The organism is Thalassospira lucentensis (assembly GCF_001613805.1).
Classification (GTDB): Bacteria; Pseudomonadota; Alphaproteobacteria; order Rhodospirillales; family Thalassospiraceae; genus Thalassospira; species Thalassospira lucentensis_A.
The window spans coordinates 180,879-206,345 of the sequence record NZ_LPVY01000008.1 but is presented as its reverse complement, the minus strand read 5'-3'; the positions used below and the strand labels follow the sequence as shown (position 1 = coordinate 206,345).

Below are 25,467 nucleotides of genomic sequence, written 5' to 3'. Positions count from 1 at the left end.
ATCGTGACAGAAACTGCGCCAAAGAGTGCACCCCAAAATGCGCCGGAAACGCTGCGCACCATATCGGGCGGCCCCAAGGGCCAGCCCCGCAAAACGGTGCGCAGGCGGGTTCTTTCAACCGACGAGATTGTCGATGGCATTCTGGCCGGTGATCGCACCATTCTGTCACGCGCGATCACACTGGTCGAAAGCCGTAATCCCAGACATTTTGATCAGGCGCAGGATGTTCTTTCGCGCCTGATGCCCCATACCGGCGGGTCACAGCGGATCGGCATTACCGGCGTACCCGGTGTCGGAAAATCCACCTTTATCGAGGCCTTTGGCAAAAACCTGACCAAGGCGGGCAAAAAGGTCGCCGTGCTGGCGGTTGACCCGACAAGTGCACGGTCAGGTGGATCGATCCTGGGTGACAAGACCCGGATGAACGAACTTTCCATCGATCCCAATGCCTATATCCGCCCATCACCTAGCAGCGGCTATCTCGGCGGGGTCAATCGCATGACCCGCGAAACGATTTTGCTGTGCGAGGCAGCCGGTTTTGACGTGGTGCTGGTCGAAACTGTCGGGGCTGGTCAAAGCGAAACCATGGTCGCCCAGATGACCGATTTCTTTCTGGTTCTGATGCTGCCCGGTGCCGGGGACGAATTGCAGGGGATCAAGAAAGGCGTTCTTGAAATCGCCGATCTGATCGCGGTCAACAAGGCCGATGCCGACCCGGCCAAGGCGCGCGAAGCCAAACGCGAATATTCATCCGCCCTTCGCATCCTGCAACCCAGCAGCCATCATTGGCGCCCGCAATCGATCATGGTTTCGGCCCTGATCAATGACGGGCTTGATAAGGTCTGGGATCTGATCAACCAGCACCGCACCATCATGGAAAATGAAGGCGAATTTGCCGCCAAACGGGCGCGTCAGCAACGTGACTGGATGTGGACCATGTTGCGCGACCGGTTGCTTGAAACCTTTACCGCCCGCCAAGATGTTGCCGGTCGTCTCAAAGCCCTTGAAGCCGACGTGCTGGCCGGATCAACCAACCCGACCGCCGCGGTCGAGGAAATGCTGGAATTGATCAAGTCCCCACAAAAATAAAGGCCGCACAGAAGTGCGACCTTTGATTGGATAGCCCATCGCAGCGGGTCTTATTTCTTTTCGCCAGCCGCTTCGAGTTTTGCCTTGAGAACCTTAAGCTTTTCGACGGCTTCATTGATTTCAGTATCAAGATGCGCAAGGTCTTCACGCTTGTCACGCGGCATGGCTTCAATCTCGTTCAAAGCTTTTTCGATGATATAAAGCAAATTCTGTCCTCCATTATTGGCTGCCGGTTATATGACAGCTCAAAATTTCTTTGTCTCAAGCAGACCGTAATCCGGCCTGTCGTAATCGCTGCCGTCATAGCCCGGTTTACCGTTGGCCCCCATGATCCTGATCAACAGTCTGGTCAAGCCGGATCAACGGCTTATTGGTAGCGCACCCGTTTTAGTGCGCACCAATGAGCCGCCCGGATCGTCTGCCGGACCCGCAGGTTATTCTACCCAAAACAGGGGTAAAGAAACAGGGATCAAGACGCTATTTGTTGAAAAAGCAGACCGGAAACTAGCCGTTGGTGGCAGGCTGTTCGAGTTTGTCTTTGAGGATTTTCAGATTTTGCGCGGTTGATTTCATCACGGTTTCAAGACGTGACAGTTTTTCACGGGCATCGCGCGATACGGCTTCGACTTCGTCCAGCGCACTTTCGATAATATACAGCATTTCCACACTCTCCTGCCCGAACCATCAAAGGCCGGGTCGTTTTATTGTGATTGACCTTTTGAAGGTGGGCGGGAAATTCGCTGAAACATTGTCGGAAATAAGCCAAATTGGCCTTAATTCGCCGATCCTGCTGTTGGCAGGGCAAACCTGATCTGTGATTTTTGACCGGCATGATGTTGCGGTTTGTGTTAAAAGCCGCGCACTCAATTTCATTTAACGGGATAATTCGCAAATGACGCATCTGGTGCTTGCACCAATGGAAGGACTGGTCGACTGGCGCGTTCGGCAATTGCTGAGTGCGACGGGCGGGTTTGACCTGTGCGTGACCGAATTTATCCGTGTGTCGCAAAACCTGTTTCCGGCCCACGTGTTTTACCGTTATTGCCCCGAACTGCTTCAGGGTGGCAAAACCGCATCGGGCACGCCGGTTCTGGTGCAGTTGATGGGGCATGATCCCGAACTGATGGGGGAAAATGCCGCCTTTGCCGCGTCCCTTGGCGCGCCGGGGATCGATATCAATTTCGGCTGCCCGTCCAAAACGGTGAATAAACGCGAAGCCGGTGCATCGCTTTTGAAATGCCCCGACAACCTGTTCAACATTGTTTCGGCCGTTCGCCGTGCGGTTCCCGACCATATCCCGGTCAGCGCAAAAATCCGTCTGGGTTATGCCGACAAGGAACTGTTTCTGGACAATTCGCGCGCGGTCGAGGCCGCCGGTGCCCAGCACCTGACAGTGCATGCACGCACCAAGCTTGAAGGATATAAACCGCCCGCACATTGGGAATATCTGGCGCGCATCCGCGACGCCATTTCAATCCCGATGACCGCCAACGGCGAAATTTGGACGGTCGAGGATTACGCGAAATGCCGGGATATTTCCGGTTGCACGTCCTTCATGCTGGGCCGCGGCGCCATTGCCGCCCCTGATATCGCCAATCGCATCAGGGCGTCTGAAGCCGGTCAGAATCTTGAAAAGCAAAGCTGGTCCGATGTCCTTGGCATGCTTTTGACCTATATCGATCTGATGGATGCCGATGACACCACCGAAAATCATCAGGCAGGGCGTATCAAGCAATGGGTGGCGATGATCCGCAAGGGTCATGAACAGGCTGCCGATTGCTTTGACGAGATCAAGCGCATTCGCGACATTCACGAGCTTCGCGCCAAACTGACCATGGATCGCGACAATCCGGAAAATCAGCGGACAAATGTTCCAATTGCCGCCGAATAGCCGGAAAATATGGAACAATAAAAGAAAAGGCAGCCTGTTTGGCTGCCTTTGTCATTTTCCGGTCAGGTAATCGGAATAATCCGCGATCAGGTGCCGAACCCGAAATCATCGGCATCAAGATCATCAGGATCATGAATACCCATCAGCGTGACAGACGCATCATTGCCAAGATCGATGACCACATTGCCATCGGTATCAAGATGCATGTCGTTCTTGATCTGGTTGAAGTTGCTGTAATTCCATTCGGACAGATTGATGATGTCCTCGCCCGGGGTGAAGTCGGTGATGATGTCGTGACCGTTGGTTTTGCCGATCTCGAATTCATCCCACCCCAAACCACCGGTCAGGGTATCATTGCCATCACTGCCATAGAGACGGTCGTTACCCGCACCACCGAGCAGCACATCATCACCCGCATTTCCCCACAGGATGTCATTGCCATTACCGCCATCAAGTGTGACATCGCCATAGGTTTCATAAGTACTGGTCATATCGATGATATCGTCGCCATCACCGGCTTCAATCACCTCGATATTGCGGATGCGTGGGGATATTCCCGGATCGGAAACCTGATCGGCAAGGAACAGGGCGTCATTGCCGCTGGTCAGTTTCAGGGTATCGGTACCAGCACCGCCTTCGAAAATGTCGTTCGACTGGTTATAGCCGTTCAGATTGACATATTCACCGGTGCCGGAATCACCACTGTAATCATGGCCCCAGCCGTTCCCGTGATGGCCGGTATGGCCCCAACCATTATTGTGGTCGTGGCCATCTTCACCCGGCGCACCATCATTCAGCGCATGCCAGTTCGAGCTCCAGACGCCATCGGCGTTATATTGCAGGACGTCATCACCCGCACCACCGTTCAGAATGTCGATACCATTGCCACCGGACAGGGTATCGTTGCCCGAACCACCCCAAAGCGTGTCATTGCCTTCGCCGCCGTCAAGGACGTCGTCACCGGCGTTGCTCCAGATGATGTCATTGCCGGTTCCGCCAAGAACCGTCACATCACCATAAGACTGGGTTTCGCTGGTCAGGTCGACAATATCGTCGCCGTTACCGGCATCGATGACTTCGATATTCGAAATGCGCGGCGAAACACCCGGATCGGTGATCTTGTCGTCAAGGAACAGGGCATCATTGCCACTGGTCAGAGACAGGGTATCGGTACCATCGCCACCGTCGAAGATATCCTGCGAACGGGTATAACCCTGCAGATTGATCTGTTCGTTGGTGCCGTTCATATCCGGATCGCCGACATTCTTCGCGGCATAGCTGCCCGACCAGGTCGCGTCTTTCTGATATTCGATGATGTCGTCACCGGCACCGGCATCGATCAAATCGGAACCAGCCCCGCCATTGATGACGTCATTGCCATCGCCACCCCAGATGGTGTCATTGCCGCTATCACCGCCCAGAACGTCATCGCCCGACAGGCCCGACAGCAGGTTGGCACCATCATCGCCAAACAGGTAATCGTTGAAGTTCGACCCGATCAGATCCTCGATCGAAGACAGGACGTCATTGCCATCACCACCGGTAGCCGTACCAAGTTCAAGGCTGACGCCAACCGCGGATGTTGCATTGGCATAGCTTGCGGTATCGCGGCCCGATCCCCCCGAAAGGGTATCGTGACCCTGACCACCCATCAGGGTGTCATTACCGCCATCGCCATAAAGCTTGTCATCGCCCGATCCGCCGAACAGGGTATCGTTGCCATCGCCGCCCCACAGGCGGTCGTTGTTTTCGCCGCCATCCAGAACGTCGTTACCGTCCCCGCCAAGGATCGAGTCATCGCCGGTGCCGCCATTGATCACGTCATTGCCGGCTTCACCATAAAGCCTGTCCTGACCCTGACCGCCCAGCAGCGTATCGGCCCCGTTTCCACCCCAGACGCGGTCATCACCCGACCCGCCATCCAGCGTATCGTCACCTTCGCCGCCGGTGATGCTGTCCTGACCGCTGCCGCCGTCAATCAGGTCATTACCGTTGTCACCATACAGCTTGTCATCGCCATCACCGCCATAAAGGCTGTCATTGCCATCCATGCCCGACAGCGTGTCCTGCCCATTCAGGCCAAAGACCGTGTCATCACCCGCAAGGGCCGCAATCGTGTCATTGTTGCTGGTGCCATACAGGACATCGTCATAGGGGGTCGGCCCGGTCGAGGCTTCGACACCGACGAACATGTTCGCATTAAGATCGCTGATCGCGACACCCAGCAGGGTAAGCGTACCCTGACCGTTCAGGTTGATGACGGCGTTACCATTGACCTCGGACATCAAGCTGCGCAACTCTGCCCAGTTATCCACATCAAGCGCAGACAGATTGATCTGGTCACTTGCCGGATTGAAATCGGTGACGACCTTGTCGCCGGAATTATCCGACACGATGATCTGATCCGAACCGGCACCACCGGTATAGATGTCGTTGCCAGCCCCGCCATCAAGCGTATCGTTACCGTCACCACCCAGCAGCGTGTCGTTACCGGCATCGCCCGACAGGGTGTCGCTTCCGATACCGCCTTCAAGCAGGTCATTGTCATTGCCGCCCGACAGGACGTCATTACCGGTACCACCCGAAAGCGTATCGGCACCGTCGCCACCCATCAGGGTATCGTTGCCATCCGCACCCGAAAGGGTGTCATTGCCCGCATCACCCGAAAGCAAGTCATTACCAAGACCGCCATTGATGGTATCGGCACCATCGCCGCCCGAAATGACATCATCACCCGCTTCACCCGAAAGCTGGTCATCACCGGCCGCGCCATAGATCGTATCGGTATCATCACCGCCGGTGACAACATCATTGCCATCCATCGCATCGATGAAGTCAGAACCGCCACCGCCGGAAATCACATCGTTGCCCGATCCGCCGATCAGGGTGTCATTGCCCGCACCGCCCGCGATCACGTCATGGCCGTCATTGCCATCCAGATTGTCATCGCCGTCGCCACCGTCGATCACGTCGTTGCCGTTGCCGCCCGAAACCGTATCGTTTCCGGCACCACCCGACAGGTTATCGTCGCCATCATTGCCAAGGATGGTGTCATTGCCATCCCCGCCATCAACCACGTCATTCCCGGCCAGTGCATCAATATAATCGTCTTCGCTGGTGCCCAGCAGGACATCATCAAACGGCGTCGCGCCAACCGGGCCTTCGATCCCGACAAACATATCAGACGTGACTTCGTTCAGACGCACACCCAGCAGCGTTACCGAGCCATCCGGCCCCAGATCGATGACGGTATTGCCATTGACCTCGCTCAGACGCGGGGCCAGTTCGGACCATTCGGAAATGCCAAGTGCATCAAGGGAAATCTGGTCAACGCTTGTGTTGAAATCGGTAACGACCTTATCACCGACAAGGCTTGTGACCTTGACCAGATCGGCACCCGACCCGGTCGTGATACGGTCATTGCCCGATCCGCCATCCAGCGTATCGTTGCCATCACCACCCACAAGGCTGTCATTACCAGCCCCACCGTCAAGCGTGTCGTCGCCTTTTTCACCATTCAGATAATCATTGCCATTGCCACCGATCAGGGTATCGGCGCCATCGCCGGTCCAGATCGTGTCATTGCCCTCGCCGCCATCGACTGTATCGGCGCTGACATCGGCTTCGACATTGTCAAACGTATCGTTGCCATCACCCAGATCGACAACGTTGTTCTGGCTGTTGCCATAGACATAATCATCATGGGCCGACGCAATGACGCGTTCGAAATTGGCAAGAATATCGCCCGCGGCATCGCCGCCAAACGCACGGCCACCTTCACCCGGTGTTCTGGCATTGCCATCGGTATCGCCAAGATAAATCTCGACCCCGGCGCTTGAACCCTCATAGCTGATCGTATCAATGCCATCGCCACCATCAAGCGTATCGGCACCCGCACCGCCTTCGATGGTGTCATCACCGGCACCGCCCGAAAGGACGTTATCGCCATCCGATCCGGTAATGTCGTCGTTGCCCGCCGATCCGATGACATTTTCAAAACCGGAAATAGTGTCGTTGCCGGTTTCGGCACTGCTTGCGGTACCGGCCGACAGATCAACCGTGGCCCCACTTGCCGCCTGGCTCAGATCAAGGGTATCGGTGCCCGCACCACCCGAAAGCGTGTCATTCCCGGCACCGGCGATAATGGTGTCGTTACCGGCCCCGCCATAAACGGAGTCATCACCCGCACCCCCGTCCAGAACGTCATTACCATCCGCACCAGACAGGACGTTTGCCCCGCTCGATCCGATAAGCGTATCCGAACCCGCCGTGCCCAAAACATTCTCGAAGCCGGAAATGCTGTCCGTACCGGTGGCATCGCTGCTTGCAGTGCCAGCCGACAGGTCAACCGTCACGCCATTGGCAGCAGCGAAATCAAGGGTGTCGTTGCCATCACCACCGGCAAGAATATCGTTGCCCGCACCGGCAACAACCGTGTCATCGCCCGTACCCGCATCAACCGTATCGGCACCTGCACCCGCAGTGATGACGTCATTGCCATCGCCCGCCAGAATAACGTCGTCGCCCGCCCCGGCATCAAGGGTATCGTTACCGGCACCCCCATCAAGCGTATCATTGCCTGCCCCGCCATAGATGCGATCGGCACCATCACCCCCCATCAGGGTGTCGTTACCATCGCCACCATCGAGCATGTCGTTGCCGATACCACCATCAAGGGTATCGTTGCCGCCATTGCCGATCAGGCTGTCATTGCCCGCACCGCCCGAAAGCAGGTTGTCGCCATTCGACCCGGTCAGGGTGTCGCTGCCGCCCGAACCAATCAGGTTTTCAATGCTGGTCAGGGTGTCTGCTTCACCATTGGCAAGCTGTGCGGTACCGGTTGCAAGGTTCGCACGAACCGCCGCGGCCGAATTGCTGTAATCCGCCGTATCGTTGCCATCACCACCGCGCAGCGCATCATTCCCGGCACCACCGGAAAGGGTGTCATCACCGGCACCACCATCCAGCGTGTTATTCTGCGCATCACCCCTGATGATGTCATCATGGGCAGAACCGACAACGTTTTCGACCCAGTAGATGCCGTCATTCCCGGCACCACCCGTCGCGGTGTAATTGGCCAGATCAACATTCACGCCCGATGCCGCATCGTCATAGGTCACGGTATCGATGTCACCACCGCCATGGATGATGTCGTCGCCTTCACCACCACGAAGCGTATCGTTACCCTGCCCGCCGATCAGCGTATCACTGCCTTCGGCACCATCAAGGACATCACGACCATAACCACCATCAAGATAGTCGTCACCCGCACCGCCATAAAGATTGTCGTCACCAAGTTCGCCATTGATGCGGTCATTGCCTTCGTTGGCCCAAAGCGTATCGTTGCCGCCGCCACCATTGATGGTGACATCGCCATAGGCAATCGTATCGCTGGTCAGATCGACAACGTCGTTGCCTTCACCCGCGTTGATAACCTCGACCCCGTCAAGGCGCGCGCCATCGGTAACGGTTTCTTCGACCACCGCATCAAAGGTGATGGAACGGACGAAATAATCGCTGCTGTCACCACCCGATGAACCATCGGCATAAGGCTCGCTTTCAAAGGCGAGGTAACGGAATTCAACCGGATTGCCGAGACTGTCGGTGACACTGATCGTTGCCGTGCCAACACCGCCACTGGTGTAGCTGATCGTGCTTTCGTCAAGCACACCCGACGCAACCAGATTGCCATCGGCATCAAAGGCCTGCCACGAACCGACTTCACCGCCATGTTCGGCCGCAATCAGGTTGGAAACCTGAACCGTGGCATTGCGCGCATTGGCACCAAGATCGACAACAACGGCTTCGCTTTCGCCGGTATTGCCATTGTGGTTGATCTGGCTTCCGGCCGGTGAACCACCGTTATTGCCGATACCGTTGCCATCAAAGGTCACGGTGTCATCCGCCGCGGCAAGGTTCAGTTTGCCGTCTTCACCGACATAGGATGTGCCAAAATCAAAGGCGTAAAGATTTGCATCCGACCATGCGGCCTGCACGGCACCTGATGATGCCGAATCCGTCAGGCCGAATGTCCGGGTTTCGATCGTGCTACCCGTCGTCTGGCCATCGCCCAGTTTGCTGCCATCAAGGATGAGCGCATCACTGCCACCGGTCAGGTTCAGGGTATCGGTACCGTCACCACCGACAAAGGTATCATCCGAGATGTTCTTGCCACCGATATTGGCAAGCTCACCGGTGCCATCGACGCCCGGGCTGCCGGTATTTTCGGTGGTGTCACCGCTTGCGGCCGTGCCATCGGCTTCAAAGTTCAGGACATCGTCGCCGGATCCGCCATCAAGGGTGTCGTCACCCGCACCGCCCGAAAGCGTGTCGGCACCATCGCCACCATCGAGTTCATCATTGCCGGTGCCGCCGCCAAGCGTATCCGAACCGGCTCCACCATCGACCGTGTCATCGCCCGAACCACCCATCAGGGTATCGTTGCCCGCACCGCCATCAATCGTATCATTACCGGCACCACCATCGACAATATCGTCACCGGCAAGCGCATCAATGACATCATCGCCATCGCCACCGGTCAGGCTGTCGTCATAAGGTGTGCCGCCATCGGTCACACCGGTGAAATCATCGACTGAGAGATCAAGCGGATTAACACCCTGCAGCGTTATCGTGCCGCCGGACGGCAGATTGATTACGGCATCACCAAGCGAATTGCCGGTGATCAGATCACGAAGCTGGGTCCAGGTTTCAATGCCCGTGCCATCAAGGGTCAGTTTGTCGGTCCCGACTACGAAGTCGGTGACAACATCATCATCGGTGCCATCGGCAAAGATAAAGCTGTCATTGCCCGCCCCGCCGGAAAGCGTATCGTCGCCAGCCCCACCATCAAGGGTGTCGTTACCCGCCCCTGCGGCCATGACGTTATTGGCGTCCGATCCGGTCAGTTCATCATCGCCCGAACCGGTTGTGACATTTTCAAAGTTCGAAATGCTGTCCGAACCGGTTTCTGCCGATTGCGCCGAACCTGCCGCCAGATTGACCGTGGCACCACTGGTTGCGTTGCGCATATCAATGGTGTCATTGCCCTGGCCACCATCAAGACTGTCATCACCGGCACCCGCAACAACCGTGTCATCGCCGGTACCAGCATCGACATAGTCACTGCCCGCACCATCGGATACGGTATCATTCCCATCACCGGCCACGATCCGGTCATTGCCATCGGCACCGTCAATCGTATCGTTCCCTGCGCCGGACGATATTGTGTCATCGGCGGAACTTCCGGAAATCGTATCGTCACCAGCCCCTGTAACGACCTGTTCGAAGCCCGAAATGGTGTCAGACCCAGTTTCCGTGCTGCTTGCCGTGCCATTTTCAAGATCAATGACGGCCCCGCCATCGGCATTGGTCAGATCAAGCGTATCGGTGCCATCGCCACCGGCAAGAATATCGTTACCGGCATCACCGATAACGCTATCGTCACCCGTACCGGCATCCACCGTATCATTGCCGTCACCTGATGAAATCACATCGTTGCCGTTACCCGCATTGATCACATCATCGCCGGAACCCGCCGCGATATCGTCATCACCCGCCCCGGCGTCAATCACGTCACTGCCGGCACCCGTATTGATATGGTCATTGCCATCACCGGCAAGGACGCTGTCATCCCCGGCACTGGTCCAGATGGTATCGTGGCCCGCACCGCCATCAACCGTGACATCGCCATAGGAATGAACCTGGCTGGTCAGATCGACAACGTCATCACCGTCGCCGGTTTCAATGATTTCAACGCCACTGATTGACGGATTGGCGGAACCATTTTCATGATCGCGATCCAGAATGATCGCATCGCCGCCCGACGTGCCCACCAGCGTATCGATGCCGTCACCGCCATCATACTGATCATCACTGATACCAAGACCATCAAGATCGGCAATTTCGCCGGTGCCATCGACACCCGGACTGCCCGCATGATCGGTGGTATCACCCGACTGGCCGGTGCGATCCGCACCAAATTCCAGAACGTCATCACCCGCACCACCGGCAAGCGTATCCGTGCCTGGCCCACCGATCAGGGTGTCGTTGCCATCACCACCGTCAAGCGTGTCATCACCTTCGCCGCCATCAACCGTATCGTCGCCGGCACCACCACCAACAGTGTCGTTACCCGCACCGCCACCGACGGAATCATTACCATCACCACCGTCGACCGAGTCATCACCGTCACCGCCGTCGACCGTATCGTTACCGGCACCACCGCCAACACTATCGTCGCCCGTGCCACCACCAACGGAATCATCACCGTCGCCGCCATCGACCGTGTCATTACCTTCGCCACCGTCGACCGTGTCGTTACCGGCACCACCGCCAACACTATCGTCGCCCGTGCCACCACCAACGGAATCATCGCCGTCGCCGCCATCGACCGAGTCATTACCTTCGCCACCGTCGACCGTGTCGTTGCCATCACCGGCACCAACCGTATCGTCACCGCTGCCACCGCCAAGTGTATCATCACCCGGCGTTCCGACATTTTCGATTCCGGCAAAGTGATCCGGTGTCAGGGAGCCAACAGCCACGCCCGAAAGCGTTACCGTGCCGCCGGACGGCAACGTGATCACCGCACCATCCGGTCCATCGGACAGCAGCGGCTGCAATTCGGTCCAGCTTGAAACACCGATATCGGGCAGGGAAATCACGTCGCTGGCGATGTCAAAGTCGCTGACCAGATCGGCGTCGCTGCCATCTTCAAAGACAAAGACATCCGCGCCATCGCCACCGGTCAGGGTGTCGTTGCCGTCGCCCGCGGCCAGTGTGTCATTCCCTGCACCGCCCGAAAGGACATCGTCGCCAGCGCCGCCATCGATCACGTCATCACCGGCACCACCGTCAATCGTGTTGGCCGCATCACTGCCGGTAATGGTATCGGCGTCTGCTGAACCCGTGACATTTTCGAAACTGGCAATCGTATCGGAACCGGTCTGTGCGCCGTTCGCCGTGCCAGCGGCAAGATCAACCGTTACCCCGCCACTGGTGCCCGACAGGTCAAGCGTATCAATGCCGTCGCCACCATCAAGATGGTCGTTACCGGCATCAATCGAAACCGTATCGTTGCCCGCACCGGCATCAATCACATTGTCTGCGGCATTACCGATGATGGTGTCATCACCATCCGTCGCGATCACATTTTCAAAGCCGGAAATACTGTCCGAACCGGTGGCATCGCTGCTTGCCGTGCCATTGGCCAGATCAATTGTCGCGCCATTGGCCGCAGACATATCAAGCGTATCGGCACCGTCCCCACCCGAAAGCGTGTCATCGCCGATACCGGCCATGATGGTATCGTCGCCAGCACCACCCGCGATGATGTCATTCCCGGTTCCGCCATCAAGGATGTCGTTATCCGCACCCCCATCAATATTATCGGCACCCGCACCGCCCAGAATATTGTCAGAACCAGCACCCCCAAGGATGACGTCATCACCGTCATTGGCCCACAGGGTATCGTCACCGGCGCCGCCATCAATCGTGACGTCACCATAGGAATGCGTTTCACTGGTCAGGTCGACAACATCGTTACCCGCACCGGCATTGATGTTTTCAATATCCACAATCGACGGGTTGGCGGCACCGCCACCGGCGTGATCGCGATCCAGGATGATGGCATCATCACCGCCGCCTGCTTGCAGGGTATCGTTGCCTTCGCCGCCGACAAAACTGTCATCAGAAAGGTTTTTGCCACTGATATCTGCAACGTCGCCGGTGCCATCCGTCGTCGGGCTACCGACATGGTCGGTGGTTTCACCCGATGCCGCGACATGATCACCATCGAAGGTCAGGACATCGTCACCGGCCCCACCATCAACCAGATCGGCCCCGGCGCCACCGGCAAGGATGTCGTTACCCGCACCGCCCGAAAGGGTGTCATCACCGGCACCACCCGAAAGGATGTTATCGCCATCCGACCCCAGAAGGGTATCGTTGCCCGAACCACCGGTCGCCCCTTCGATATCGATCAGCGTATCGTTGCCGTCGGCGGTCGTGCCGGTACCCGCGGCAAGATCGACGACAACCGGATCGGTCCGATCCGAATAATCGGCGATATCGGTGCCATCGCCACCGACAAGGGTATCATTGCCGGTACCCGCCTGCAGGGTATCGTTACCCGCCCCGCCCAGAATGGTGTCATCGCCACCACCACCGGCCAGCACATCGTCACCGGCACCGCCTTCGATCACGTTGCTGGCATCATCGCCCGAAATGGTATCGGCATGATCAGACCCGATCACGGTTTCAAAACCGTCAATCACATCATTTCCGGCACCACCACTTGCCGTGCCATTGGCAAGATCGACGGAAACGCCTTCTTCGGCCCCTTCGTAGGACAGCGTATCATCGCCTTCGCCGCCAATCAGGGTATCGTCGCCGTCATTGCCATAAACGGTATCGTTGCCTTCGCCGCCATCCAGAATATTGGCGTTTTCATCACCGATCAGGATATCGTCGCCATCCCCGCCGGTGACATTTTCGATGCTATCAAGGGTATCGTTTCCGGCTGCGCCAGTTGCGCTACCTGTGCTCAGGTCAACGGTGACACCTTCGGACGTATCGGAATAATCGGCGGTATCGTTGCCGTGCCCACCATTCAGTTCGTCATCACCGGCACCACCGATCAGGGTATCGTTGCCCGCATCGCCATTGATGACATCGTCACCGGCACCGCCATCAACAATATCGTCACCGTCCAGCGCATTGATTTCATCGCCAAGCTGGCTGCCCTGCAGGACGTCGTCGAATTCAGTACCTTCGATGGTGACATAGCCAAAGAAGTTATCTGGCCCAAGATCATCGACCGAAACACCTTCAAGCGTGATGCTTTCACCCGGGCCGAGCGAGATAACCGCATTGCCGTTGGCGTCATCGAACATGCGATCGGCAAGATCGCTGTAATCCTCAATCCCATAGGATGACAGATCAATCACATCTTCGTTGACGTCAAAATCGGTAACCGTATCGCTGCCGCCACCCGGGGTAACAACAATCATGTCTTCGCCGTCGCCGGTGATAATGACGTCGTCACCATCGCCGCCAAACAGCGTATCGTTGCCCGATCCACCATCCAGGGTATTGACCCCGTCCGCCCCGATCAGGGTATCGGCAAAATCGGTACCAATGACCCGTTCGACATTGCGAACGATATCATTTCCGCCCGAACCCGATGCATACTGGTTGACCAGATCAACGACAACCGGGCCTTCGACATTGGAATAATCGGCCGTGTCGATACCGTTGCCACCATCAATGATGTCGTCACCGGTATCACCATAAATCCAGTCGTCGCCGGTCCCGGCCTGAATGATGTCGTCACCCGTGCCACCCGACAGGGTATCGTTATCCGCCCCACCATCCAGCACGTCGTTGCCGGTACCACCGGAAAGGGTATCCGATCCCGCACCGCCGGTAATTTCGTCATCACCGCTTCCGGCATCAACAACGTCATCCCCCGAACCGACATTGATCACGTCGTTCCCGGCCCCGGCCGTTACGGTGTTATCTGCAGCATTGCCATTGATTGTGTCGTTGAAGTCCGAACCGACGACATTTTCGATATTGGCAAGCGTGTCGTTGCCCTGACCGATGGCTGTGCCGTTTTCAAGATTGACGTCAACTGCACCGTTGGCGGTGCTGTAATCAGCTGTATCCGAACCGGCACCGCCGTCAATGACGTCATTGCCCTCGCCCCCGGCCAGCGTGTCATTCCCGGCAAGGCCCGACAGGGTGTTGTCACCAACATCACCCGTCAGCGTATCTTCAAACAGCGTCCCGGTAAGATTTTCGATACCGTCAAGCGTGTCATCGCCATCACCACCGGTGACGATACCGGTCGACAGATCGCCCGTAATACCGGCTGTCTCGGTCGAGTAATCAACGGTGTCATTACCCGCACCACCGACCAGCGTATCGGAACCCGAATTACCAACCAGCGTATCATCGCCGGCATCGCCAGAAAGGATGTCATTGCCGGCGCCACCAATCAGGCGGTCATTGCCGTCACCGCCCGAAACAGTGTCATCCCCACCCAGCGCATTGATGATGTCACCGCCTGAACCGCCAATCATTTCATCAGCATTTTCGGTCCCCAGGCGGACATCGACACCGATGAAATTATCAATGCCAAGCGAAGATGCCTGAACCCCTTCAAGAGTGATCGTATCACCGCTATCGAGCGTAATGATCAGGTTGCCGCGGGCATCGGTTCCAAACAGGCTTTCAAGCGCACCATAACCGGCAATATTGAAGTCCGTCAGATCAATGACGTCATTCGCCGGATCAAAATCGGTAATCGTGTTATTACCGTCGCCCGGACGAAACACGACCTGATCCCTGCCGGTTCCGAGTGTCAGCGTATCGCTACCAAGACCGGCTTCAAACGTGTCATCACCAGCACCACCGATGAAGGTGTCGTTCTCCGCACCACCGATAAAGGTATCGTCGAATGCCGAACCTTCAATAACTTCAATACCGTCAAGCGTATCTGTGCCGGTTGCAGACCCACTGACAGTATCGTTTGCGGTATCAACCAGAACAGGGCCGGTTGCGTCGGCATAACTGGCGGTGTCAAGCCCGTCACCACCCATCAGAACATCGTCACCGCCGCCGGAAAGAAGGGTATCGTTGCCTGCCCCCCCTTCAAGCGTGTCGGCACCGTCACCGCCGGAAATGACATCGTCGCCAGCACCACCATTTACAACGTCGTCGCCAGCGCCAGTCGTAATGATGTTGTTGCCATCATCCCCAACGACAGTGTCATTGCCCGATCCGGTCGTGATATTTTCGATATTGGCAAAATTGTCGGTATCCGCGCCATCAGTTGCCTGACCACCGGCCATATCAACGGTGACGTCACCGGCAAGGTCAGAAAGATCAAGCGTGTCGACACCGGCACCGCCATCTATGGTATCCGACCCGGTACCGCCACGGAGCGTATCATTCCCCGCACCACCTGACAGAACGTCATCACCGGCACGACCATCGATGAAATCATCACCTGCACCGCCATCAATGCTGTTGCGACCGGAGTCACCCCTTAGCGTATCGGCGAAGGCAGATCCTTTGATATTTTCAAAACTGGAAATCTGGTCGTTTTCGGTACCGCCAACGACACCGCTTTGCAGGTCTACACTGACGGAGCTGCTTGCACTGTCATAGGAAATGGTATCTTCACCGGCTCCGCCGTCGAGGATATCCCGACCCGCGCCACCATCAATCAGATCATTACCGGCACCGCCAGAAAGCGTATCTTCCCCGGCGCCACCGCGAACGATATCGTCGCCAGCCCCGGCACTAACCGTGTCCGCACCAGCCCCGCCCGTGACGGTATCATTGAATTCGGATGCCAGTATCTGTTCGATACCGGTAAAAGTATCGGTCCCGGTATCAGCCCCAACCACAACATTGTTTACCAGATCAATGGTCAGACCGGATTGCGCGGTACGGAAATCAAGGGTATCGGAGCCTGCTCCACCAACATATGTATCGTTGCCTGCCTCACCGACGAAGCTGTCATCGCCCGCACCACCATCGAGCAAATCATTGCCCGCACCACCGGTCAGTACGTCGTCACCGCCACCACCAATCAGGGTGTTGTTTGCACTGTCACCAATAAGTGTATCGTTGAATGTCGTTCCGACAACATTCTCGAAACCAGCAATGTCATCGGAACCATCGGCACCAGCCGCAGTCCCAATAGAAAGATCAACTGTCTGCCCGCCATTCGCAGCAGAATAGTCAAGCGTGTCGTTACCTGCGCCACCGCGCAGGGTATCATTACCAAGCCCACCGGAAACCGTATCATTGCCGCTATCAGCATTGATTACATCATCACCATTTCCGCCAGACAGGATGTTATTTGCACTGGAACCGGTAATGTTGTCATTGAATTCGGTTCCAACGGCATTTTCGATACTGGTGAATGTATCGCTTCCAGCCGTCTTTTCGGTCGTCCCGGACTGCAGGTTCAGAGACACACCCGCAGTCGAAGCACTGTAATCAACAGTGTCGCTTCCTGTACCTCCGCTAAACACGTCATCACCGGCGCTTCCAACAAAGGTGTCATTGCCATCGCTGCCAACGAGCATGTTATTGACGCTCGAACCCGTAATCACGTCATCGAAACTTGACCCGATTACATTTTCTACGTTGAGAATTTGATCTGCTGAAGTTTCGTCAGTTTGACCTGTAGCAAGATTTATCTCGATGCCGGTTTCACTATCTGTATAACTAACGGTATCAATACCGTCGCCGCCATCAATAATATCGGAGGAACTCCCGCCAGAAAGCGTATCGTTTCCTGCTCCACCCAAAAGAGTATCTTTGCCAAGGCCACCTGAAATGATGTCGTTCCCGACGCCGCCGTTCAGAAGGTTGTCGGACTGATTGCCTATAATAACATCGTTGAAACTGGATCCTGACACGTGTTCAATGCTCGACAGCGTGTCAGTCCCCATGCCCGACGCACTACCGGAACCAAGATCGATAGTCACACCGTTCTGGGCATTTCGATAATCAACGGCATCCTGCCCGGCACCACCTGCCAGTGTGTCGTTACCTTCGGACGCAATCAGAGTATCATTACCCGAGTTTCCGAATAGTTTGTTGGCACCGCTATCACCGGCAAGAACGTCATCATATTCAGAACCTGACACGTTTTCGAAACCGATTAGCACATCATTGCCAGCAGCTCCGGTCACCTTCAAGTCGGCAAGATTGACGTTCACCGAACCATTTGCGTTTGAGTAGCTGGCCGTATCTTCGCCCGAGCCACCGAACAATGTGTCGTCACCTTCTAAACCTTCAATAAGATCGTCACCACCACCACCCGATATGACATTGTTACCGTTGCTGCCGGTCAAGACGTCTGAACCGGAACCACTTGCAACATTTTCAATATTGACAAGTACGTCCGAGCCACCTGCACCTGAAGCTACACCGGTATTGAGGTTTACATTTATTGCCTGGGAAATATCGCTGTAGTCAGCAGCGTCGGTACCGTCGCCACCATCGAGGAAATCATCACCCTCACCTCCCTGAAGCAGATCATTCCCGGCACCCCCCAATAGATGATCATTGTCCTCTAGGCCGATCAGTGTGTCGTTGCCTGTCAATCCGGAAAGTGTATCTTTTCCGTCAGTACCGATCAGAATATCGACCCCCGAGGTCCCAACAATGTCCCTAATTCCAACAAAATTGTCAGCAGAGATTTCATCAAGACTGACCCCATTAAGGGTCATGGTAACACCCTCTCCGAAGTCTATTACGAGATCGCCTGAAGCAGTCTCGGACATCAATTCAAAAAGCTCGCCATAGGTGCTGATTGACAGCTCGCTGAGGTCAATTTGATCCGAGGCGACGTCGAAATCCATAACAACATCATCGCCGTCTCCTGCAGCGATTTTATAAAGATCTGCCCCACCACCACCAGTTAGCGTGTCATTGCCAGCGCCACCACGGATGGTATCCGCACCACCACCACCCGAAATCACATTGTTACCGTCGTCTCCGCGCAAGTCGTCTGCGAACTCGGAGCCTTCGATATTCTCTATCCCCGAGAGAGTATCAACGCCATCAGCGCCGGATGCGGTGCCTGCTGTGAGATCAACCACCACTCCTGCTTCACCAAGGTAACTAACGGTGTCAGTTCCTTCGCCACCATTAATTTCATCGTTACCAGAACCACCACTGAGCAGATCGTCCCCCGCATTCCCGAAAATGGTGTCATCGCCAGCATTCCCGAACAGGGTGTTGGAGCCGTCATCTCCCACAATTGTATCGTTGAAACTACTACCCGACACATTTTCGATACCAGATAAAGTATCGGAACCGTCCGCACCCATTGCAGTGCCGACAGAAAGATCGACTAACACCTCACCCGTTGCAGTCGAATAATCTGCGATGTCCGTGCCTGTACCACCGATTAGTGTGTCATCTCCAACACCACCTGCAAGAGTGTCATTTCCAGATCCACCTTCAAGAGTATCGTTTCCAGCCCCACCGGAGAGGTTATCTGCGCCAGCCTCACCTGTCAGACGGTTGTCACCATCATTTCCGCGAATGGTATCGTTAAAGGCCGAACCAATAATGTCTTCGATATCAACAAGAATATCCTGATTTGAGCCACTTGCATCTGCAGTGCCATTATCAAGACTGACGGTTACGGCCGAACTGTTTCGATAGTCGGCCGCGTCTCTTCCCGCGCCTCCATCAATAATATCCCGCCCTGCTCCTCCGGAAATTGTGTCATTGCCGTCACCACCAAATACCGTGTCGTCCCCTCCACCAGCACTGATCGTGTCATCGCCGCCAAAACCATCGATTATTTCATCAAACCCGGTGCCGATAAGAATGTCATTTCCTTCGGTAGCACCGAGTGTTCCCAGATTTGCAAAGTTTTCCCCGGACAATAGATCAGGCGAGACCCCCAACAGTGTGAAGCTGTTGTCATTAATGTTAATAACTGCGTTACCATCATTATCAACATCAATGAACTTCTTGAGAGCTTCCCAGTTAGGAATGCCAAAAGAATTCAGGTCGATTTTGTCATTTTCCGGATCAAAATCAGAAACAACATCATCCCCGGCACCTGCACCGAAAACAAAGGTGTCGCCGCCGTCACCTCCGACAAGAAGATCATCGCCCATACCGCCATTCAGCGTATCATCGCCAGCGCCCCCCCAAAGGGTATTGCTGCCACTTGATCCAACAATATTATCGTCAGCATCGGAACCAATTGCATTCTCAATTGAGACCAGTCGATCGTTACCATCACTCCCTGTGACAGAACCCGCACCCAAGTTTATCGAAACCGGGCCGTCCGCATCCGCATAACTGGCGGTATCAATACCACTGCCACCGTCAAGAACATCAGCACCACCACGGCCAGCAAGAGTATCACTTCCACTTCCACCAGAGAGACTGTTGGCATTGGCATCCCCGGAAAGGATATCGTCATTAGCTGAACCAACAACGTTCTCGACATTCCTTAACGTATCTTGTCCGTCACCACCTGTTGCTGTTCCAGATTGAAGATCGACATTTACGCCGCCCTCGCTGCTAACATAGGTCGCAGTATCAAAGCCCTCACCGCCATCAATAACGTCATTACCAACGCCCCCCGAAAGCAAGTCATCACCAGAACCGCCAGCGAGTACGTCGTTACCAGCATTACCGAAAATTGTATCATTGCCTGCAAGGCCGTCGATTACATCACTTCGGCTTGTACCTTCGAGGACATCTTTCTCTTCTGTCCCATCAAGTGAACGGACGCCCGCGAAATTGGCGTAAGTCAGCGCGTCGGCGCCTACACCTTTTAGCGTAACAACAGAGTCACCGACGGTGATCGTCGCATTCCCCAGCCCATCTTCCCCGATAAAGGGAACCACGTCGGAGAACAATTCGATGTTTTCAAGACCTTTCAGGTCAATAATATCCTCGAGCGGATCGAAATCGGTAATGATATCGTTCCCGCTATTCGACGTGACGACAAATGTGTCAGCACCAGCCCCGCCGGTCAGGGTATCGTCGCCCTCCCGCCCATCGAAGATGTCGTTACCGGCACCGCCAGACAGGAAATCGCCGTCTGCGCCCCCCAGCATAGTGTCATTTCCACCAGAACCTTCATAAGTCTCAAAGCCCAAAATCTGATCAACGAAATCAGCTCCGGTTACGGTTCCCGCATCAATGTCAAGAATTACGCCCTTATTTTCCTCACCTTCGACATTGATTTCAGCATAGCTAAGAACGTCATCTCCTGCGCCGCCACTTAAGATATCCGAACCGTTGCTACCGAAAACGGTATCATCACCAGCACCCGCATCCAGATTGTTCGCATCGTCATTGCCACGAAGAACGTCATTTCCCATGCCGGTCGACACGTTTTCGATATCTCTCAGGGAATCCGAGCCATCGCCGACAGCTTCACCAGTAGAGAGGTTCACAGACATGTTTGCCGAAGTGTCCGTGAAATCTGCAGTGTCACTTCCTACACCACCCGCCAGTGTGTCATCACCAGCACCGCCGAGCAGAGTATCGTTACCGGCACCGCCAGTAAGAATATTGTTGCCAGCATCCCCGGTCATCACATCGGCGCCTGCAGACCCTTGCACGTTTTCGATGTTGATAAATTCGATAGTGCCGTTGTTGGTTTCAGCATAACCTGCGGCAAGATCAATTGAGACGCCTTCTGCATCATCGAAGATAAGGGTGTCATTACCATCACCCGCATCAATGGTGTCATTGCCACCACCCGCAGAAATAGTGTCACTCCCTGCCCCAGTAGAAATTAAGTTGTCCCCCGCATCACCGAGCACAACGTCATTGCCGTCACCAGTGATGATATTTTCAACGCCGGAAACAATATCACTCTCGCTCGATGCGATATCAGTGATCGTCCCGTTGCGCATATTCACGATCTGGTTATGAACGTCAGCACTCAGATCCAGCGTATCGTTGCCCGCACCGCCGATATAGGTGTCATTGCCTGCCTCGGCGACAAAGGTATCGTCACCGGCACCGCCATCAAGCGTATCGTTGCCATCGCGGCCGGTGATGGTGTCGTTGCCTGCCCCGCCCTGAAGCACGTTAACACCGCTGTCACCCGAAATCGTATCGTCGTAATTCGATCCGATAACGTTTTCGATACGGTCAAGAACATCATTGCCATCGGCACCGGTTGCACTACCGGCGGCAAGGTCGACATTCACCGAACCATTGGCACCGGAATAATCAACCGTATCAATACCTTCCTGACCGCGCAGGGTATCATTGCCCAAACCGCCCGAAAGCGTGTCATTGCCATAACCGCCAGAAATGACATCGTCACCGGCACCACCGCCAAGGATATCGTTCCCGTCAAACCCATACAGCGCATCATCGCCATCAGTACCTTCGGCAACGTCGTCGCCATCACTTTCAAAGATACGGCCAAACCCGCGGAAATTATCCGCAACAAGACTGTCCGAACTGACCCCTTCAAGGGTCAGAACACCCTGCTCGCCGAAATCGATAACGGTATTGCCGTTGCCATCGTCGCTCATCATCGCTTGCAGGGTCGCGAAATCAGTAATGCCCAGCTTCGAAAGATCGACAGTATCTTCGGCAATATTGAAATCGGTGACCGTATCGCTGCCGAAATTCTCGGTCAGTTCGATGTCATCCTTGCCCGAACCGGTCGTCAGCGTATCGTCACCAGCACCACCGGTCAGGGTATCGATGCCATCCCCGCCAATCAGCACGTTATTGCCGTCATCACCGGTAATATGATCATCGAAGTCAGAACCGATAACGTCTTCAACCATCTGCAGGACATCATTGCCTGCCCCACCGGTTGCCGTGCTCTGCGAAAGATCGACGGTTACCGCATCGGTCGCATCGGTATAGCTGACGGTATCAGTACCATCGCCGCCCTGGATATGATCATTGCCAAGACCGCCGCGCAGGAAGTCGTCACCCGAACCGCCCTGCAAAACGTCATTGCCAGTGCCACCAACCAGTAGGTCGCTGCCTTCGCCCCCCTGAAGAATGTCGTCTTCGGAGCCGCCATAAAGGCTGTCATTGCCTTCACCGCCCTGCAAGACATCGGCACCAGCACCTCCATCAAGGGTGTCGTCGCCAAGGCCGCCCTGCAGCACATCGTTGCCAAGACCACCATCCATGACGTCATTGCCGCCACTGCCCTGCAGGGTGTCATTCCCGGCAGCCCCGCCAAGGAAATCATCACCATCGGAGCCATGAACAATGTCGTTCCCCGATGTCGGGGTGTTGTCATAGATATTGGTATCGTCGCCGGTCTCATTTCCGCTGTCGGTAGCACCACCTCCGGTATCGCCACCAGTCTCATCACCGGCCTCATCCCCGGCTTCGGAATCCGTCTCGCCGGTGGTCTCACCATCCGTCTGCTCGCCCGATGTGCTGTCGCCGTCTTCAGCACCCGCGTCAATCGGGTCTGCTTCGCCATCGGTGGTTTCGCTGCCGGTCGTATCCTCGCCGTCGCCTTCATCCGTGCCAGCATCTTCACCAACAGTCTCATCACCGGTCGCATCACCGGAAAGACCGGTGTCATCCGCACCGGATTCCGGCGATGTTTCTGCCCCGGCCTGAAGGCCGCTATTGGTGTTTTCCTGTTCGGTCTGGTTCTCTCCGGATGGCTGTTCTTCGCCGTCCGTGCTGTCATCACCATCGCCCGACGCAGGCGTATCTTCGTTCAGAACGTCTTCGCCCGCACCATCCGAACCGCCGATGCTGTCATCTTCGGCACCGTCACCCGCGTTCGTTTCATCGCCTTCTGCGTCCGAACCGGTTTCAGCAGGGGGTGTTTCCTGATCGGGCGTGGTTTCTCCGTCGGTGACCTCATTTGAGGCATCACCGGAAGTCTCACCGTCGGTTTCGGTCGAAGAGCCTTCTTCGATTCCGGATGTTTCCGAACCGTTTTCTGCCAGGGCATCTTCGCCTTCCGTCACCGGATCGGTCGAACCTTCATCGGTGGTATCCGCGGGATCGGCGCCATCCGTACCAGTTGACGTGTCTTCGCCAGATGCACCGGCTTCACCCGAACCATCACCCGATGCCGTATCATCCGGCTCGTTCGGGGATGCGTTATCGGATGCGTCATCCTGCGCGCCGGTTTGCGTATCGCCGGTCTGCGTCTGATCACCGTCGGTGGTCGATCCGGTTTCGGTTTCCTGCGACGCACCATCGTTATTGCCAGCCCCATCCGTCTCGTCACTGCCGGTTTCCGATCCCGTGTTGGTATCAGCACCAGCATCAGAGCCCGCTTCGGCCCCATTCTGATCGGTCGGGGTTGTTTCATCGCTACCGGTGTTCGGATCGGTTTCTTCATCCGTTCCGGTGTCACCGGTGGTTTCATCACCTTCGCCCGAACCGGTGTCGGTTTCGGTGTCGGTTCCCGTGTCGCTTCCTGCGTCGCCGGTTTCCTCGGTGATGGTGTCATCACCCGAGCCGCCAGATGCAGGATCATCGCCAGCCCCGCCATCGGTTTCTGGCTGGGAGGTTTCCCCGCCGCCACCGGAAGAAGCCTGATCACCGGTTTCGCTATCGGTCGTATCACCGCCGGACGTATCAGTTTCGCCCGTCACCGGATCATCCGACGGGTCTGATGCCCCATCGGTCGTATCGCCGGTCGTTTCATCAGAATTTTCGGAACTGCTGTCCGCACCGCTGTCTGTCTCGGCTGCCGTATCACCGCCGGATGCATCGTCATTTGCCGCGCCGGAATCCGTGTTGCTGCCGGTTTCAGATGCGGCATCATCGTCCGTTTCGGCCTCGGTCCGGCTTTCGGATGCACCGTTTTTCAGGTCAACAACCACACCCTGTTCGGACGTGCTGTAATCAAGGGTGTTGCGACCCGCGCCACCATCAATCGTGTCATTGCCGCCACTGGCACCAAAGGTATCGTCGCCTGCTCCCCCCGAAAGCGTATTGTTTCCGGCATCCCCGCGCAGGACATCGTCGCCCGATGTCCCGGTCAGATTTTCGATATTGCTAAATGAAACGGTATTGTTCCCGCTGACACTGCCTGCCGTACCGGTCGAAAGATCGGCGGTCACGGCATCATCGGACCCGTCAAATGACAGCGTATCGTTACCAGACCCGCCATCAACAGCATCGCTGCCGCCATTGCCCGAAATCACATCGTCGCCAGACGTGCCCTGGATCACGTCATCACCCGACGTTCCGTCAATGACGGTTGCGTCGCCCGACGACGGATCGCCGGAGCTGTCCAGCGCGACATCCGTCAGTTTCGGGGCATCAACAAGGGTGATGTCGGAAAGCTGGGCAATGGTAATGCCCTTAAGTGTAAGCTGATCGCCGGTCGCAAAAGTAATGACGACATTGCCCTGACCGTCATCCGACGCACGCGAAACCAGATCGGCCGCACTTTCAATGCCGAGATCATCAAGGGCCAGATAATCTTCGCCAATGGTGAAATCGGTAATGGTCGCCTGCCCAAATCCAGCCTGCAAAACGAATGTGTCGCGGCCTTCGCCACCAGTAACTTCATCCTGACCCTCGCCCGGTACCAGGATATCGTTGCCCGCGCCACCAATCAGCGTGTTGTCGCCCGCATCCCCGATCAGGATGTCGTTATACGACGTGCCGATGACGTTCTGGATATTGGTAAAGACCTGCGTTGCAGGGGATTGTGAACCCGTCTCGCCCGACGAACCGGAATCGGAATTACCCGCAGCAGAGCCATCCTCTGCGCGGTCATCCAGTACTTGTTCGATATCGGCATCGGTTAAACCGGTGCCATCATCTTGATTGGCGGGCGAGGCCAAGGCTTTGCTCCCTACTTGGGACTAATTTTTCAATCCATTTTCATGGAAGGCAATCCACCATCCATATACACTAGTATAGACCCCAATCAAGAGCCCATCAACGGAAGATGAGCACCAGAATCGGTAAATCACATTTTTTTCATGTTTTACGGGGATTTGGAAGGCGAAATT

At 55.9% G+C, this 25,467-nt stretch carries 5 protein-coding genes; 2 read left to right on the top strand and 3 right to left on the bottom strand.

Going from position 1 to position 25,467, the window contains the following annotated elements:
- Positions 1 to 3 precede the first annotated feature (3 nt).
- Positions 4 to 1,089 (top strand): methylmalonyl Co-A mutase-associated GTPase MeaB, encoded by a 1,086-nt coding sequence (gene meaB / locus AUP42_RS09410; protein ID WP_156484588.1) that lies wholly within the window; start codon positions 4 to 6, stop codon positions 1,087 to 1,089.
- Between the two features lie 50 nt (positions 1,090 to 1,139).
- Here the strand turns inward: meaB and AUP42_RS21380 are convergent, their stop codons facing one another.
- Together AUP42_RS21380 and AUP42_RS21375 are read right to left on the bottom strand one after the other, a co-directional pair.
- Complete coding sequence (locus AUP42_RS21380) at positions 1,140 to 1,295, bottom strand: hypothetical protein (protein ID WP_156484587.1); 156 nt, start codon at positions 1,293 to 1,295, stop codon at positions 1,140 to 1,142.
- Between the two features lie 298 nt (positions 1,296 to 1,593).
- Positions 1,594 to 1,749, bottom strand: coding sequence for a hypothetical protein (locus tag AUP42_RS21375; protein ID WP_156484586.1), 156 nt, complete (start codon positions 1,747 to 1,749; stop codon positions 1,594 to 1,596).
- A 232-nt stretch (positions 1,750 to 1,981) separates the two neighbouring features.
- Here AUP42_RS21375 and AUP42_RS09405 point away from each other — a divergent pair, with 232 nt between their 5' ends.
- Positions 1,982 to 2,980, top strand: coding sequence for a tRNA dihydrouridine synthase (locus AUP42_RS09405; RefSeq protein WP_062951221.1), 999 nt, complete (start codon positions 1,982 to 1,984; stop codon positions 2,978 to 2,980).
- A gap of 86 nt (positions 2,981 to 3,066) precedes the next feature.
- On the opposite strand, the gene AUP42_RS21885 is transcribed toward AUP42_RS09405, so the two are convergent.
- Positions 3,067 to 25,296: a hypothetical protein gene (locus AUP42_RS21885; protein WP_062951220.1), complete on the bottom strand. Its 22,230-nt coding sequence runs from the start codon at positions 25,294 to 25,296 to the stop codon at positions 3,067 to 3,069.
- Positions 25,297 to 25,467: the final 171 nt, after the last annotated feature.